The organism is Streptomyces sp. BB1-1-1 (genome assembly GCF_031597775.1).
In the GTDB taxonomy this organism is placed as follows: domain Bacteria; phylum Actinomycetota; class Actinomycetes; order Streptomycetales; family Streptomycetaceae; genus Streptomyces; species Streptomyces thinghirensis.
In genome coordinates this window covers 4238808-4253768 of sequence record NZ_CP134203.1, presented here as the reverse complement: position 1 = coordinate 4253768, position 14961 = coordinate 4238808, and the positions used below count along the sequence as shown (strand labels likewise).

The window sequence follows — 14961 nt, the reverse complement described above, 5'->3', positions numbered from 1 at the left end:
ATGGCACTGGCCAAGGCGATCAACGAATCGCTGCGCCGCGCGCTGGACTCCGACCCCAAGGTCCTGATCATGGGCGAGGACGTCGGCAAGCTCGGCGGCGTCTTCCGGGTCACCGACGGCCTCCAGAAGGACTTCGGCGAGGACCGGGTCATCGACACCCCACTGGCCGAGTCCGGCATCGTCGGCACCGCCATCGGCCTGGCCCTGCGCGGGTACCGGCCGGTGGTGGAGATCCAGTTCGACGGCTTCGTCTTCCCGGCCTACGACCAGATCGTCACCCAGCTGGCGAAGATGCACGCCCGCTCGCTGGGCAAGGTCAAGATGCCGGTCGTCATCCGCATCCCCTACGGCGGCGGCATCGGCGCGGTCGAGCACCACTCCGAGTCCCCCGAGGCGCTGTTCGCGCACGTGGCGGGCCTGAAGGTGGTCTCCCCGTCGAATTCGGCGGACGCGTACTGGATGATGCAGCAGGCCATCCAGAGCGACGACCCGGTGATCTACTTCGAGCCCAAGCGGCGCTACTGGGACAAGGGCGAGGTCGACAGCGAGGCCATCCCGGGCCCGCTGCACACCGCGCGTGTGGTGCGCGAGGGCAGCGACCTCACGCTCGCCGCGTACGGCCCGATGGTGAAGCTCTGCCAGGAGGTCGCCGACGCGGCGGCCGAGGAGGGCCGTTCCCTGGAGGTCGTCGACCTGCGCTCGATCTCCCCGGTCGACTTCGACACGATCCAGGCGTCGGTGGAGAAGACCCGCCGCCTGGTCGTGGTCCACGAGGCGCCGGTGTTCCTGGGCTCGGGCGCGGAGATCGCGGCCCGCATCACGGAGCGCTGCTTCTACCACCTGGAGGCCCCGGTGCTGAGGGTCGGCGGCTACCACGCCCCGTACCCGCCGGCCCGCCTGGAGGAGGAGTACCTGCCCGATCTGGACCGGGTGCTGGATGCCGTCGACCGCTCGCTGGCGTACTGAGGAGAGGGTCGTGACGACAATGACCGAAGGGTCCGTACGCGAGTTCAAGATGCCCGACGTGGGCGAGGGACTCACCGAGGCCGAGATCCTCAAGTGGTACGTCCAGCCCGGTGACACGGTCACCGACGGACAGGTGGTGTGCGAGGTCGAGACGGCCAAGGCCGCCGTCGAGCTGCCCATTCCCTACGACGGAGTGGTCCGCGAGCTGCACTTCCCCGAGGGCACCACGGTCGACGTGGGCACGTCGATCATCGCGGTGGCCGTCGGCGACGCGGCGGCGGCGCCCGCGCCGGAACCGGCGCAGGCCCCTGTCGGGGGCACGGCGGACACGGCGACCGAGTCGGCCGCGACCGAGGCCGAGGAGAAGAAGCCGGAGGGCCGCCAGCCGGTCCTGGTCGGCTACGGGGTGTCCACCTCCTCGACCCGCCGCCGCCCTCGCAAGGCCGCGGAGGCCCCGGCCCAGGAGGCCTCGGCCGCCTCCGCCGCGATCCAGGCCGAGATGAACGGCCACGGGTCCGCACCGGCCGTCACCCGAGGGCGTCCGCTCGCCAAGCCCCCGGTGCGCAAGCTGGCCAAGGACCTCGGCGTCGACCTGGCCACGGTCGCGCCGACCGGCCCGGACGGCATCATCACGCGCGAGGACGTGCACGCGGCGGTGGCCCCGGCACAGGCCCCGGAGCCCGAGGCGGCACCGGCGGCACCCGCCGCGGCCACCCCGGCGGCCCCCTCCCCGGCGGCCGCGGTGTCGTACGACTCGGCGCGCGAGACCCGTATCCCGGTCAAGGGCGTCCGCAAGGCGACGGCGGCGGCGATGGTCGGCTCGGCGTTCACGGCGCCGCACGTCACCGAGTTCGTGACGGTCGACGTGACGCGCACGATGAAGCTGGTCGAGGAGCTGAAGCAGGACAAGGAGTTCACGGGCCTGCGGGTGAACCCGCTCCTGCTGATCGCCAAGGCCCTGCTGGTCGCCATCAAGCGCAACCCGGACGTCAACGCCTCCTGGGACGAGGCGGCGCAGGAGATCGTGGTCAAGCACTACGTCAACCTGGGCATCGCCGCGGCGACCCCGCGCGGCCTGATCGTCCCGAACATCAAGGACGCCCACGCCAAGACGCTGCCGCAGCTGGCGGGTTCCCTGGGCGAGCTGGTGTCGACGGCCCGGGAGGGCAAGACCTCCCCGGCCGCGATGCAGGCGGGCACGGTCACCATCACCAACGTCGGCGTCTTCGGCGTCGACACCGGCACGCCGATCCTCAACCCCGGCGAGTCCGCGATCCTCGCGGTCGGCGCGATCAAGCTCCAGCCGTGGGTGCACAAGGGCAAGGTGAAGCCGCGTCAGGTGACCACCCTGGCGCTGAGCTTCGACCACCGCCTGGTCGACGGCGAGCTGGGCTCCAAGGTCCTCGCCGACGTGGCGGCGATTCTGGAACAGCCCAAGCGCCTGCTCACCTGGGCGTGAGAGCCGCGTACCGGGTAGGTTCATGACGGAAGGGGCGCCGCAAGTTGGAGTTGCGACGCCCCTTCTGCTGTGCCCCGGCTCAGGCCTGATGAAGCACGTACACCGGAGCCCCGTTCTCGGCCCCGCCCCGCGAGCGGATGCAGGCGTGGGTGCGCAGCAGCCGCAGGCACTCGTTGACCCGCCGCACGGAGAGCCCCGTACGGGCGGCGATCGACTCCAGCGGCTCCCGCAGCTCACCCTTCTCGACGAGCACCGGTGCGATGACCAGGGCGACCGTCCACACGTCCTCCGTCACGGACAACCGCTGCCGCCAGTCGGCCAGTACGGACTCCGTGGTGGGTGCCGGGGCGAGATGGCCGAGGGTTCCCCCTTGGTGGAGGACCAGGGTGTCGAACCGGTCCGCGATGCGCTCCAAGGCGTGCACCATGGCCTGTTGCACGGCGAGGGTGGCCTGTTGGGCGGCGAGGGTGGCCTGCTGCGTGGACAGCATCTCCTTCTGCAACGCGATCGACGTACGTTGGCCCTCGGCCAGCTCCTCGTCCAGCCGCAGATTGTGCGCCTCCAGCCGGACGATCGCCTCGGCCACCTGGTCCGGCATGGCGTAGGCGATGGGCGCGCCGGGTGTGGCGGGCTGCACTTCGGCCTCGTCCAGAGAGTACGAACCCTCGCGCTGCACGGTCTCGATGACTTCGGCGACCCACTGCTTGAAGGGGGCGCAGGCCGGTTTGGTGCAGGCGTTGACGAGGAGGATGAGACCTTGGAGAGAGATGACGTGCAAGTCTCGACGCCACCCCCTACCTGCGGGAACGCTGAGACCGTAACCTCCAGTTACGGTCTCGAGCATCTCTCGGTGCTCGTCGGGAACATGATCTGCGAGAGCTTTCCGAGAGTTGGTGTGGCCGAGTTCCTTGCACACGTCCACCGCCGGAAACCAGTGGCTTCCGTCCGGCATGGTCAGCCTCCGTACTCGGGCGCCGGTGGCCGCGTACACGAAATCGTTGACGTCGATCGCCTCGTGCCGCTCGGCGGAGTTCCGCCGCTTACTGGGTTCGTTCATATGAACCACCTCCGTCGCGGAACGTAGGGCCGGAACGGAGGCATATGCCAGCGGACTCCGGGACGTTCACGACTGCGAGCGAAGATGATCCAGAACCGCTGCGCCGGCCGATGGGTCGGGTGTATGGCGAAGGGGCCCACCGGCACAGGTGAGCCCCTTCGGACGGCTTCGTGCGTGTCAGACCCTGCCGAACCCGTAGTTCATGAGCTTCGTCGCGTCCTTGGCGCGCTGGGACGAGGACGAGGAGGTCAGGACCGTGCCGATGACGGTCTTGCCCTTTCGGGTCGCGGCGAAGACCAGGCAGTACTTGGCCTCCGGGCCCGACCCGGTCTTGACGCCGATGGCGCCGCTGTAGCTGCCGAGCAGCGTGTTGGTGTTGGTCCAGGGCGCCATCGTGCGGGTGCCGCCCTTCTTGGTGACCGTCTTCGCCGTGTACTTCTTCGTCTTGACGATGGTGCGGAAGGTGGAGCTCTTCATCGCACTGCTCGCGAGCTTCGTCAGATCGCGCGGCGTGGAGTAGTTCTTGCCGTTGCCGATGCCGTCGAACGAGTCGAAGTGGGTGTTCTTCAGGCCGAGGCTCTTGGCGGTGGAGTTCATCTTGCCGATGAACGACTTCACCCGGGCCGCCCGGGTCTTGCCCGAGCCGAACTTGTCGGCCAGCGCGTACGCGGCGTCGCAGCCGGACGGCAGCATCAGCCCGTACAGCAGCTGGCGGACCGTCACCTTGTCGCCGACGATCAGGCGGGCGGAGGAGGCGTTCTTCGACACGATGTAGTCGCTGTACGCCATCTGGATCGTGACCTTGGCGTCGAGGTTCAGCTTGGGCTGCGAGAGCACGACCTTGGCGGTCATGATCTTGGTCGTGGAGCCGGTGGAACGCCGGGTGTCCGCGGCCTTGGTGTAGAGCGACTTGCCGTTCGCGTTGTTCATCACGAAGCCGCCCTTGGCGACGATCGAGGGCGCGGCGGCGGCCCGCGCGGGCCCGGCCTGCGCGGCTGACGCGGCCTGCGCGGGCGCGGCTTGTACGGGTGCGGCTTGTACGGGCGCGGCCTGTGCGGGTGCGGTGGAGAGGGCTCCGGTCGCGAGTACGGCGCCGCTGGTCAGGGCGACGGCGACGGCTTTGCGGAGCCGGATGCCGTGAATGGTGTTTATCACGTTGAATACCCCGATTGTGGTGAATTCCCCTGGAGCGCGGCCGAGTTGTGGTCGGTAAGGCTTCGGCCGCGTCTGTGCGACACGTGAATAGCACGGATGGTTGTGCGGTGGTCGGGGTGGGGCGCGGGGTCCTCCTGATGGGTGGCCGTGGGTCCGCATGCTGGACGGGCCCCGTCTTGCGTCCCTGTTGTATCTATCCTGTCGGCATGACCACGGCAGTGAAGCAACCACCGGCGGCGGACCGCGTCTACACCCACGTCAAGCAGGGCGTCCTGGAGCGCCGCTACGAGGGCGGGACCCTGCTCACCGAGGGCGAGCTCGCCGAGGCCGTGGGCGTCTCCCGCACGCCGGTGCGCGAGGCGCTGCTCCGGCTGGAGGTCGAGGGTCTGATCCGGCTCTACCCGAAGAAGGGCGCGCTGGTCCTGCCCGTCTCCGCGCAGGAGATCGCGGACGTGGTGGAGACCCGGCTGCTGGTCGAGGAACACGCGGCCAGGAAGGCCGTACCCGCACCGCACGGCCTCGTCGAACGGCTGGAGGAACTGCTCGCCCGGCAGAAGGAGCAGGCCGCCGCCGGCGACCTCACCGCCGCCTCCGTCACCGACCGCTGCTTCCACGCCGAGATCGTCCGCAGCGGCGGCAACGAGATCCTCTCCCGCCTCTACGACCAGCTCCGCGACCGCCAGCTGCGCATGGGCGTCGCCGTCATGCACTCCCACCCCGACCGGATCGCCAAGACCCTCGCCGAGCACGAGGAGATCCTCGACGCGCTGCGCGCCGGGGACGCGGAGGCGGCCGTCGGAGTGGTCCACCGGCACGTGGGCTGGTTCTCGCACCTGGCCCGGGGGGAGGCCCGATGAGTTCGGCCACGTCGGCCGGGAAGACCCTGCCCGGTGATCCGCCGGGCGGACGGCGCGCGATCGCCGTGTGGAGCATCGGCGTCGCCGTCTACTTCGTCGCCGTCATCTTCCGCACGTCCCTGGGGGTGGCCGGCCTCGACGCCGCCGACCGCTTCCACGTGAACGCCTCCGCCCTGTCCACCTTCTCCATCCTCCAGCTGCTGGTCTACGCCGGCATGCAGATACCCGTCGGCCTGCTGGTCGACCGGCTCGGCACGAAGAAGGTGCTGGGCATCGGCGTCGTGCTCTTCACGGTCGGGCAGCTGGGCTTCGCCTTCTCCCCGTCGTACGGCATGGCGCTCGCCTCGCGGGCGCTGCTCGGCTGCGGGGACGCGATGACGTTCATCAGCGTGCTGCGGCTGGGCACCCGCTGGTTCCCGGCCCGGCGCGGGCCGATGGTCGCCCAGCTCGCCGGACTGGTCGGCATGGCGGGCAACCTGGTCTCCACCCTGGTCCTCGCCCGACTGCTGCACGGCATCGGCTGGACGGCGGCGTTCGCGGGCAGTGCGCTGGCGGGCGTGGTCGTCTTCGTCCTGCTGCTGCTCTTCCTGAAGGACCACCCCGAGGGGCACGAGCCGGAGCCGCTGCCGCACCAGGGGGCCGCGTACGTACGGCGGCAGATCGCCACGTCCTGGCGGGAGCCGGGGACACGGCTCGGGCTGTGGGTGCACTTCACCACCCAGTTTCCGGCGATGGTGTTCCTGCTGCTGTGGGGGATGCCGTTCCTGGTCGAGGCGCAGGGGCTGTCCCGGGCCACGGCCGGCGGGCTGCTCACCCTCGTCGTGCTGTCCAACATGACGGTCGGCCTGGTCTACGGCCAGATCATCGCCCGGCACCACGCGGCACGGCTGCCGCTGGCGCTCGGCACGGTGGGCGCGACGGCGTTCCTGTGGGCGGCGACGCTCGCCTACCCGGCCGACCACGCGCCGATGTGGCTCCTCGTCGTGCTGTGCACGGTGCTGGGCGCCTGCGGGCCGGCGTCGATGATCGGCTTCGACTTCGCGCGGCCGGCGAATCCGCCGGAGCGGCAGGGGACGGCGTCCGGGATCACGAACATGGGCGGTTTCGTGGCGTCGATGACCACGTTGTTCGCGGTGGGGGTGCTGCTGGACGCGACCGGGGACGACTACACCGTCGCGTTCTCGTCCGTGTTCGTGCTTCAGGCGGTCGGGGTGTCGCAGATTCTCCGGTTGCGGAAGCGGGCGGCACGCAGGGAGCGGGAGCGGTTGGTCGCGAGCCGGGTGGAGACGGTGCACGTGCCTGTGTAGGTGCCCGGCGTGGGGGCGGGCCTTGCTGGGGGCTGCCGCCCCCAGACCCCCGCTTCGGCCTGAACGGCCTCGTCCTCAAACGCCGGACGGGCTGGTTTCACTACCGGTGCTACTGCGTCACCGTGAAATTCCGCAGGATCGCCGCCGTCAGGTCCTGGTCGCCCTCCGTTTTGATGCGGTCCGCCGCGGCTTCCGGGGTCACGCGGCCGCAGGCCAGGCGGACGTAGGTCTCCCAGTCGAGGGTGAGGGTGGCGGCGGGGCCGAGGGCGGGGGCCGTTTCCAGGGTGCCGCGGCCCTGGATGTCGACGCGGATGGTGCGCAGGAACTCGACCGGGCCGTGGACGTCGAAGACGACCGCGGAGCTGCGGGGGGCGTCCGCGCGCTCGGCGACGACCCCCGGCAGTTCGTCGAGGAGCACGTCACGGGCGACGTGCGCGCCGGGTGAGTCGAGGTTGCCCGGGCGGCCGAGGGCCGTGCGCAGGTCCTGCTCGTGCGCCCAGACGTCGAAGGCGTGCCGGCGCATCGCGTCCCCGAGGGTCAGCTCGGTGCCGAGCGGGCCGCGCACCTTCGTGCCGGGGTCGCGCGACTCGTTCCGCAGCTGGCGGTTGCGCCGGATGATCATGTACTCCAGCTCGGACGTCATCTCCGGTGCCGTGTGGTGGCGGCGGACGTCGACCTGCATCTCCATGTAGCGCTGATGGTCATTGGTGACGTGGAAGAGGTCGCGCGGGAGCGTGTGGATGGGGCGCGGGTCGCCCAGCATCTCGGAGTCCAGCCCCAGCACGTGGGAGACGATGTCGCGCACCGACCAGCCCGGGCAGGGGGTGCGGCGGTTCCACTCTGCCTCCACAAGCGGCTGAACCAGCTCGGATATCGCCTCGATGGAGTGAGTCCAGGCGTCGGCGTAGGGCTGGAGGGTGGGATGCAGACTCACGGAACGGGACCCCTCGGCGGTCGGTACACGGGCGGGTTGTGGCGGCGGTGCCAGTGGGAGGTGGCTGCGGTCGGCGTCGGCTTGGGACTCCCCCGGCTCTCGGCTGCCTTCGATCCGGGAGGACCCCCAAGTTACGCTGCTGTGCGGCACCCCGGCAGTGCTTTCGTGTGACGATCGTAGGCCCGTGTGGACGGCTCGAATGCCAGGACGGTGGTAGTGTGCGCGCCTCTTTGCTCCAAATCGCTGTGAACGAGGACGAGTCGGCGGAAGTACGCCGTGTGCGAGCGGCGGCGCTCGTACGGGATCAGGCGGGCGCCGACCTCGTCGTACTGCCGGAACTGTGGACCACGGGCGCGTTCGCCTTCGAGGATTTCGGCTCGCAGGCCGAGCCGCTCGAAGGTCCGACGTACGAGGCGATGGCGAAGGCGGCGAGCGACGCGGGCGTGTGGCTGCACGCGGGGTCGGTCCCCGAGCGTGGCTCCGACGGACAGCTGTACAACACCTCTCTCGTCTTCTCTCCCTCCGGTGACCTGGCCGCCTCCTACCGCAAGATCCACCGGTTCGGCTTCGACAAGGGCGAGGCCGTGCTGATGGGCGCGGGGCGCGAGCCGGTGACGGTCCGTCTGCCGGAGACGACGCTCGGCGTGGCGACCTGCTACGACCTCCGCTTCCCCGAACTCTTCCGCTCACTCGTCGACGCGGGGGCCGAGACCCTCGTCGTCCCGGCGGGCTGGCCGGAGCGCCGCCGGTCCCACTGGACGCTCCTGGCGCAGGCACGGGCGGTGGAGAACCAGGCGTTCGTCCTCGCGTGTGGAACGGCCGGGACGCACGCCGGAGTTCCGCAGGCCGGTCACTCGATCGTGGTCGATCCGTGGGGCGAGGTGCTGGCGGAGGCCGGCGCGGACGAGGAGGTCCTCACGGTGGAGTTCGACCCGGCGAAGGTGGCGCGGACCAGGGAACAGTTCCCGGCACTCAAGGACCGGGTGCTGGGGCTCTCGACGCCGCGGCGCTAGCGAGGGCGCCCCGGACACCCGGTGTGCGGCCCGGCTCCCGGCCCTAGACTCCCGCGCATGGCACCAACCGGTACCCCAGCCATCCGCCGTGTCCGGGTGGACCCCGCCGGCACCCACTTCGCGTCGGCGTTCGAGCTCCCGACTGCCGGACTGCCCCGGCTGACGCCCGAGCAATGGGCCCGCGCCAGCTTCGAGGACATCCCGGCGGTGCTGCGGGAGCTGATCCGGACGGGCTGGGCCGGCGTGCTCGGTCTGCGGCTGGGACCGCGGTCCTCGGCGCGGCACGTGGTGGGGTGGCGCATGCTGGAGTCCGGCCCGGACCGGCTCGACCTGGAGGCCCGCGCCCCGTCGCTGACCGTCCGCAACGTGCTGACCCTCGACGGCTCACGGCTGCTCTGGGCGACGTACGTGCGCTACGAGCGCCGGGCCGGCCGGGCGCTGTGGTCCCTGGCCGCACCGGTGCACCACCTGGCCGTGCCCCTGCTCCTCGGCCGCGCCGTCCGCCGCGCGGGGTGAGGCGCAGCCGGGGGCCCGCCTGCCACGCGTCACGCATCACGCGTCACTCGTCCTCCCGCTCCTTCTCCGCCAGGTGGATCACGCACACCGTCAGCGCGATCAGCAGCGCCGGGTCCGCGTCGTCCCGGACGACGTCCACGCCGTAGGTGTCCCGGAGGGTCAGCCACCGGCGCGAGACGACGGCCAGCAGCTCACCGTCGTACTCGATGGCGAACTCCCGGTCGAGGATCTTGCCGCTGACGTCCAGTTCGGTGCCGTCGGCCAGCGAGACCCGGTAGTGGTTGCGCAGCAGGGAGAGACGTTTCCGCTTGATCCGGGCCAGCGGCTCGTCGCCCCGCTCGATCACCATCGTGTCGCGCAGGGCGAACATCTTCTGGTGGATGTCGATGAGCACGCGCCCCTGGACGTCCTTCAGCTCCCAGGTGTCCCGCAGCCGCATCGCCTTGCCGTCGACGAGGTACACCTTGTTGCCGTTGTCGTCCTCGATCCAGTAGTCGTCGCCGAAGCCGAGGAGCCGGTCGTACACGAGGAATCTCATGGCGTGATCGCTTCCCCGGCGCCCGCTCCGAAACGCCGTCGGTAGGCCGACGGGCTGAGCCCGGTCTCGCGCCGCAGCAGTGCCCGCAGGTTCGCGGCGGTCCCCAGCCCGCTGCGGGCCGCCACCACGTCCAGCCGCTCCTCACCGCGCTCGATCAGGCGCCGGGCGAGGGTCACGCGCTCGGCCGTCAGCCAGGCGAGCGGCGTCGTCCCCAGCTGCGCCCGGAACCGCCGGTGCAGGGTCGCCGGTGACATCGCCGCGCGCTCCGCGAGGTCCGTCACCGTCAGCGGCTCGTCGAGGCGCTCCTGCGCCCACTCCAGCAGGGGCGCCAGCGACGCGTCGGGGACGTGGGGCACCGGGCGCTCCACGAACTGCCGCTGCCCGCCGTCCCGGTGCGTGGCGAACACCAGCCGCCGGGAGACGGCGTTGGCGATCTCGGCGCCGTGGTCCTTGCGCCAGATGTGCAGCCCGAGGTCGAGTGCCGCCGCGCTGCCCGCGGCGGTGAGCACGTCGCCCTCGTCCACGAACAGCACGTCCGGCTCCAGCAGCACCCGCGGATGCAGCCGGCGGAAGGAGTCGGCCCACAACCAGTGCGTGGCGGCCCGCCGGCCGTCCAGCAGCCCCGCCTCGGCGAGCGCGAAGGTGCCGGTGCACAGGCTCATGACGCGGGCGCCACGCGCGTGCGCGCGCCGGATGGCGTCCAGGACGGCCGGGCCGCGCGGTACGACGTTGTCCGGCCGGCCGGGTACGACGACCGTGTCGGCCCCGTCCGCGGCCTCCAGGCCGGGTACGTCGGTGAGCGTGAAGAACCCGTGGTTCATCCGGATACCGGGGGTCGGCCCGCACACCACCACCTCGTACAGCGGGCTGCCCAGCCCCAGCTCGGGCCGCGGCAGTCCGAAGAGTTCGGTGGCACAGCCGACCTCGAACGGGTTGGTGCCCTCGTCGACGATCACGGCGACGCGATGGGGTCGAGGGAGGTGAGAGGATCCTTGCGGCATGTGCGATTTCTAGCACTCGCCCGGCGTACGCGGCACCCCGCACGATGACGTCATGACACAGGAACCCGTCTCCCTCGCCTCCGCCCTCGCGTCCTTCACCGAGCAGTGGAGCCCCCGCATCGTCACCGCCGTCAACGACTACGACGTCCGTATCGCCAAGGTCGAGGGCGAGCACGTCTGGCACGTGCACGACCACACCGACGAGTTCTTCCTGGTCCTCGACGGCGAACTCCACATCGCCCTGCGCGAACCCGGCGGCGAGCGCACGGTCGTCCTGCCCAGGGGGTCGGTCTTCACCGTCCCGCGGGGCACGGAACACAAGCCCTACGCCCCCGCCCCCACGGCGATCCTGCTCCTCGAACCGACGGGGACCCTGACCGTGGGCGACCGGCACGACGAGGTGCCCGACCACGTGGACGCGACGACGGGGCACGCCTTGACGTGATGTCGGCGGGGCTCAGGAGCCGTAGCCGTTGTTGTACCCGTCCCGCGTGTGGTGGTGGGGCCGGTCCTCGACGACCGGGGTCGTCGGCGGCATCACGACGCGACGGCGCCGGGCGATGCTGCTGAACGTCGCTACACCGATCAGGCCGACGATCATGAAGATGACACCGACCAGGTCGAGGTTGACGCCCTGCATGTCCCAGTCGGTCGCGAACGTGAGGATGGCTCCCACGGCGATGAGGATGATGCACCCGCCGAGGCCCATGAGTGTTGCCTCCTTGTAGATCCGGTCGGTTCCGGGTTTCCGGTCGATCCGGTTCCGTGCGGGTACCCCCGGCCGGAACACACATGCGGGGCAGGGGTGTTCCGGCCGGGGCACGCTCCGGGGCTCAGCCCTCCAGGAACGCCACCAGCGCGTTCGCCAGCAGGTGCGGGTCGTCGGCACCGCACAACTCCCGGGCGCTGTGCATCGAGAGGATGGCCGCGCCGATGTCGACGGTGCTGATGCCGTGCCGGGCCGCGGTGATGGGGCCGATGGTCGTTCCGCACGGCATGGAGTTGTTGGAGACGAACGTCTGGAAGGGGACGTTCGCCTTCTCGCAGGCGGCGGCGAACACGGCGCGGCCCGAACCGTCCGTGGCGTAGCGGTTGTTGACGTTGACCTTGAGGATGGGGCCGCCGTTGACCCGCGGCTGGTGCGTCGGGTCGTGCCGCTCCGCGTAGTTGGGGTGCACGGCGTGGCCGGTGTCGGAGGACAGGCAGACCGTGCCGGCGAAGGCGCGCGCCCGGTCCTCGTAACTGCCGCCCCGCGCGAACACCGAGCGCTCCAGCACGCTGCCGAGGAGCGGGCCGTCGGCGCCGGTGTCCGACTGGGAGCCGGTCTCCTCGTGGTCGAAGGCGGCGAGGACCGGGATGTACGGGAGGTCCGCGCCGGAGGTCGCGACCGCGGCCAGGGCGGCCACGCCGGCGTGCACGGACAGGAGGTTGTCCATGCGGGGGCCGGCCACCAGGTCCCGGTCGCGGCCCAGGTAGGCCGGGGGCTCCACCGAGTGGGTCATCAGGTCCCAGCCGGTGACCTCGCCGCGGGCGAGACCCGCCTCCTCCTCCAGGAAGGCGATCAGGTCGCCGTCGCGGACGGTGTCGCCCAGGCCCCAGACGGGCTGGAGGTGGCGCTGCTTGTCGAGCTTGAGGCCCTCCGCGGACACGTTGCGGTCCATGTGGATGGCGAGTTGCGGGACGCGGAGCAGCGGGCGGTCGATGTTGACCAGGCGGGTCGAGCCGTCGCGCAGCGTGAGCCGGCCGGCCAGGCCCAGGTCACGGTCGAGCCAGGAGTTCATCAGGGGGCCGCCGTAGATCTCCACGGCGACCTGGCGCCAGCCGTGCGCCCCGGTGTCCGGGCGGGGCTTCACGCGCAGGTTGGGGGAGTCGGTGTGCGCGCCGACGATGCGGAACGGGGTGTGCGGGGCCGCGCCCTCGGGGACGTACCAGGCCACGATCGCGCCGCCGCGCAGCACGTACTTGCCGCCCGCGGTGCCCTCCCAGGCGTCCGTCTCCGCGACCTGCCGGAAACCGGCCTTCTCCAGCCGCTCGGCGGCGGTTGCCACGGCGTGGTACGGCGTGGGGCCGGCCGCGAGGAAGGACATGAGGTCGTCGGTGTGGCCGCGGTCGAAGCGGGAGGGTGCGCTCATGGGGTTCACCTTAACGACGTGCGAGGGCCCGCTTCCCGTGGAGCGGGAGCGGACCCTCGTCAGGCTGTGTGGAATTGGTGGAGGGGGGCGGACGGGTCCTAGAAGGCCGCCTCGTCCAGCTCCATCAGGTCCAGCTCGACACCCTGGGCGACCTTGCGGGCCATGGTGACGCCGGGCAGGACGTTGGCCGCGAAGAACTTCGCGGCGGCGATCTTGCCGGTGTAGAACGCCTTGTCCTTGGCGGACGCGGTCGGCAGCTTCTCGGCGGCGATCGCGGCGCCCTTGAGGAGCAGATAGCCGACGATCACGTCACCGGAGGCGAGGAGGAGGCGGGTGGTGTTGAGACCCACCTTGTAGATGTTCTTGACGTCCTGCTCGGTGGCGGCGAGGTCGGTGAGCATCAGGCCGACGATGGCCTCCAGCTCGACGGCGGCCTTGGCCAGGTGCTCGCGGGCGCCGGACAGCTCCTCGCCGCCGGTGCCGAGGGCGAGGAACTTCTTGATGTCCTCGGCGAGCGAGTTCAGCGCGGCGCCCTGGTTGCGGACGATCTTCCGGAAGAAGTAGTCCTGGCCCTGGATCGCCGTGGTGCCCTCGTACAGGGTGTCGATCTTGGCGTCGCGGATGTACTGCTCGATCGGGTACTCCTGGAGGAACCCGGAGCCGCCGAAGGTCTGGAGCGACTGGGCGAGCTGCTCGTAGGCCTTCTCCGAGCCGTAGCCCTTCACGATCGGCAGGAGCAGGTCGTTGAGGGCGTGCTCGGTGGCGGCGTCCTCGCCGTTCGCCTCCTTGACCTGGATCTCGTCCTGGACGGAGGCGGTGTACATCACCAGCGCGCGCATGCCCTCGGCGTACGCCTTCTGCGTCATGAGGGAGCGGCGGACGTCCGGGTGGTGCGTGATGGTGACCTTGGGCGCCGACTTGTCCATGAAGTTGGCCAGGTCGGGTCCCTGGACGCGCTCCTTGGCGTACTCCAGGGCGTTGAGGTAGCCCGTGGAGAGGGTGGAGATCGCCTTCGTGCCGACCATCATGCGGGCGAACTCGATGATGCGGAACATCTGGCGGATGCCGTCGTGCTTGTCGCCGATCAGCCAGCCCTTGGCGGGGTGGCGGTCGCCGAAGGTCATCTCGCAGGTGTTGGAGGCCTTCAGGCCCATCTTGTGCTCGACGTTGGTGGCGTAGACGCCGTTGCGCTCGCCCAGCTCGCCGGTCTCGAAGTCGAACTCGTACTTCGGGACGAGGAAGAGGGACAGGCCCTTGGTGCCGGGGCCGGCGCCCTCCGGGCGGGCGAGGACGTAGTGGAGGATGTTCTCCGACATGTCGTGCTCGCCGGACGTGATGAAGCGCTTGACGCCCTCGATGTGCCAGGAGCCGTCCTCCTGCTGGACCGCCTTGGTACGGCCGGCGCCGACGTCCGAGCCCGCGTCCGGCTCGGTGAGGACCATGGTGGAGCCCCACTGCTTCTCGACGGCGAAGGACGCGATGTGCTTCTGCGCCTCGTTGCCCTCCTCGAAGAGGATGCCCGCGAAGGCGGGGCCGGAGGAGTACATCCACACGGCCGGGTTGGCGCCGAGGATCAGCTCCGCGTAGGCCCAGATCAGGGAGCGCGGCGAGGTGGTGCCGCCGATCTCCTCGGGCAGGCCCAGGCGCCAGTACTCGGAGTCCATGAAGGCCTGGTAGCTCTTCTTGAAGGACGCCGGGACCGGCGCGGTGTTCGTCTCCGGGTCGAAGACCGGCGGGTTGCGGTCGGCGTCGGCGAAGGACTCGGCCAGCTCGTTCTCCGAGAGGCGGGTCAGCTCCTCCAGGACGCTCTTGGCGGTGTCCGTGTCCATCTCCGCGAACGGGCCGGTGCCGTACACCTTGTCGCGGCCGAGCACCTCGAAGAGGTTGAACTCGATGTCCCGGAGATTCGGCTTGTAGTGCCCCATGGCGACGGCTCCGTTGAGAGATCGGCGAGGCACTGAATCCTCGCATCTGTACACATACCGACTGCGCGTACCAAGCAGTAGCTACGATGATGCTACCCGTC

At 70.6% G+C, this 14961-nt stretch carries 15 protein-coding genes; 7 read left to right on the top strand and 8 right to left on the bottom strand.

Annotated features, from left to right (window positions below):
* The gene (locus tag RI578_RS19515) at window positions 1-966 is read left to right on the top strand and encodes an alpha-ketoacid dehydrogenase subunit beta (RefSeq protein WP_210960166.1); all 966 of its coding nucleotides are present in this window, start codon (window positions 1-3) and stop codon (window positions 964-966) included.
* A 10-nt stretch (window positions 967-976) separates the two neighbouring features.
* The gene (locus tag RI578_RS19510; RefSeq protein WP_310872268.1) at window positions 977-2425 is read left to right on the top strand and encodes a dihydrolipoamide acetyltransferase family protein; all 1449 of its coding nucleotides are present in this window, start codon (window positions 977-979) and stop codon (window positions 2423-2425) included.
* Between the two features lie 79 nt (window positions 2426-2504).
* Here the strand turns inward: RI578_RS19510 and RI578_RS19505 are convergent, their stop codons facing one another.
* Together RI578_RS19505 and RI578_RS19500 are read right to left on the bottom strand one after the other, a co-directional pair.
* Entirely contained in the window at window positions 2505-3482 is a 978-nt protein-coding gene (locus tag RI578_RS19505; protein ID WP_310872267.1) for a Bro-N domain-containing protein, read from the bottom strand.
* A 177-nt stretch (window positions 3483-3659) separates the two neighbouring features.
* The gene (locus RI578_RS19500) at window positions 3660-4637 is read right to left on the bottom strand and encodes a D-alanyl-D-alanine carboxypeptidase (protein WP_310872266.1); all 978 of its coding nucleotides are present in this window, start codon (window positions 4635-4637) and stop codon (window positions 3660-3662) included.
* A gap of 206 nt (window positions 4638-4843) precedes the next feature.
* Between RI578_RS19500 and RI578_RS19495 the strand changes: the two genes are divergently transcribed.
* The gene (locus RI578_RS19495) at window positions 4844-5494 is read left to right on the top strand and encodes a GntR family transcriptional regulator (protein ID WP_310872265.1); all 651 of its coding nucleotides are present in this window, start codon (window positions 4844-4846) and stop codon (window positions 5492-5494) included.
* Window positions 5491-6801, top strand: coding sequence for an MFS transporter (locus RI578_RS19490; protein WP_310872264.1), 1311 nt, complete (start codon window positions 5491-5493; stop codon window positions 6799-6801). Before RI578_RS19495 ends, RI578_RS19490 begins: the two co-directional genes overlap by 4 nt.
* Before the next feature lie 109 nt (window positions 6802-6910).
* Here RI578_RS19490 and RI578_RS19485 read toward each other — a convergent pair whose 3' ends face one another.
* Entirely contained in the window at window positions 6911-7735 is an 825-nt protein-coding gene (locus RI578_RS19485; protein WP_310872263.1) for a maleylpyruvate isomerase family mycothiol-dependent enzyme, read from the bottom strand.
* A 218-nt stretch (window positions 7736-7953) separates the two neighbouring features.
* Here RI578_RS19485 and RI578_RS19480 point away from each other — a divergent pair, with 218 nt between their 5' ends.
* Entirely contained in the window at window positions 7954-8748 is a 795-nt protein-coding gene (locus RI578_RS19480; protein ID WP_310872262.1) for a carbon-nitrogen family hydrolase, read from the top strand.
* 57 nt (window positions 8749-8805) lie between these two features.
* On the top strand, window positions 8806-9264 hold the full coding sequence (locus tag RI578_RS19475) for a DUF2867 domain-containing protein (RefSeq protein WP_310872261.1): 459 nt from the start codon (window positions 8806-8808) through the stop codon (window positions 9262-9264).
* A 43-nt stretch (window positions 9265-9307) separates the two neighbouring features.
* Here the strand turns inward: RI578_RS19475 and RI578_RS19470 are convergent, their stop codons facing one another.
* The gene (locus RI578_RS19470) at window positions 9308-9802 is read right to left on the bottom strand and encodes an LURP-one-related/scramblase family protein (RefSeq protein WP_210959909.1); all 495 of its coding nucleotides are present in this window, start codon (window positions 9800-9802) and stop codon (window positions 9308-9310) included.
* On the bottom strand, window positions 9799-10803 hold the full coding sequence (locus RI578_RS19465; RefSeq protein ID WP_310872260.1) for a helix-turn-helix domain-containing protein: 1005 nt from the start codon (window positions 10801-10803) through the stop codon (window positions 9799-9801). Before RI578_RS19465 ends, RI578_RS19470 begins: the two co-directional genes overlap by 4 nt.
* Before the next feature lie 52 nt (window positions 10804-10855).
* Between RI578_RS19465 and RI578_RS19460 the strand changes: the two genes are divergently transcribed.
* Window positions 10856-11248: a cupin domain-containing protein gene (locus RI578_RS19460; protein WP_310872259.1), complete on the top strand. Its 393-nt coding sequence runs from the start codon at window positions 10856-10858 to the stop codon at window positions 11246-11248.
* A gap of 12 nt (window positions 11249-11260) precedes the next feature.
* On the opposite strand, the gene RI578_RS19455 is transcribed toward RI578_RS19460, so the two are convergent.
* The 3 genes from RI578_RS19455 to RI578_RS19445 all read right to left on the bottom strand — a co-directional run bounded on the left by RI578_RS19455 (window position 11261) and on the right by RI578_RS19445 (window position 14860).
* Window positions 11261-11512, bottom strand: coding sequence for a DUF6458 family protein (locus RI578_RS19455; RefSeq protein ID WP_310872258.1), 252 nt, complete (start codon window positions 11510-11512; stop codon window positions 11261-11263).
* A 124-nt stretch (window positions 11513-11636) separates the two neighbouring features.
* Window positions 11637-12935 (bottom strand): M18 family aminopeptidase, encoded by a 1299-nt coding sequence (locus RI578_RS19450; protein WP_310872257.1) that lies wholly within the window; start codon window positions 12933-12935, stop codon window positions 11637-11639.
* A gap of 98 nt (window positions 12936-13033) precedes the next feature.
* On the bottom strand, window positions 13034-14860 hold the full coding sequence (locus tag RI578_RS19445) for an acyl-CoA dehydrogenase (protein ID WP_121748086.1): 1827 nt from the start codon (window positions 14858-14860) through the stop codon (window positions 13034-13036).
* Window positions 14861-14961 lie beyond the last annotated feature (101 nt).

Bases quoted from the DNA above. Each gene is read 5' to 3' on its own strand.
- RI578_RS19515 (WP_210960166.1), top strand. From the start codon at position 1: ATGGCACTGGCCAAGGCGATCAACGAATCGCTGCGCCGCGCGCTGGAC.
- RI578_RS19505 (WP_310872267.1), bottom strand. From the start codon at position 3,482: ATGAACGAACCCAGTAAGCGGCGGAACTCCGCCGAGCGGCACGAGGCG.
- RI578_RS19495 (WP_310872265.1), top strand. From the start codon at position 4,844: ATGACCACGGCAGTGAAGCAACCACCGGCGGCGGACCGCGTCTACACC.
- RI578_RS19490 (WP_310872264.1), top strand. From the start codon at position 5,491: ATGAGTTCGGCCACGTCGGCCGGGAAGACCCTGCCCGGTGATCCGCCG.
- RI578_RS19475 (WP_310872261.1), top strand. From the start codon at position 8,806: ATGGCACCAACCGGTACCCCAGCCATCCGCCGTGTCCGGGTGGACCCC.
- RI578_RS19470 (WP_210959909.1), bottom strand. From the start codon at position 9,802: ATGAGATTCCTCGTGTACGACCGGCTCCTCGGCTTCGGCGACGACTAC.
- RI578_RS19465 (WP_310872260.1), bottom strand. From the start codon at position 10,803: ATGCCGCAAGGATCCTCTCACCTCCCTCGACCCCATCGCGTCGCCGTG.
- RI578_RS19460 (WP_310872259.1), top strand. From the start codon at position 10,856: ATGACACAGGAACCCGTCTCCCTCGCCTCCGCCCTCGCGTCCTTCACC.
- RI578_RS19455 (WP_310872258.1), bottom strand. From the start codon at position 11,512: ATGGGCCTCGGCGGGTGCATCATCCTCATCGCCGTGGGAGCCATCCTC.
- RI578_RS19450 (WP_310872257.1), bottom strand. From the start codon at position 12,935: ATGAGCGCACCCTCCCGCTTCGACCGCGGCCACACCGACGACCTCATG.
- RI578_RS19445 (WP_121748086.1), bottom strand. From the start codon at position 14,860: ATGGGGCACTACAAGCCGAATCTCCGGGACATCGAGTTCAACCTCTTC.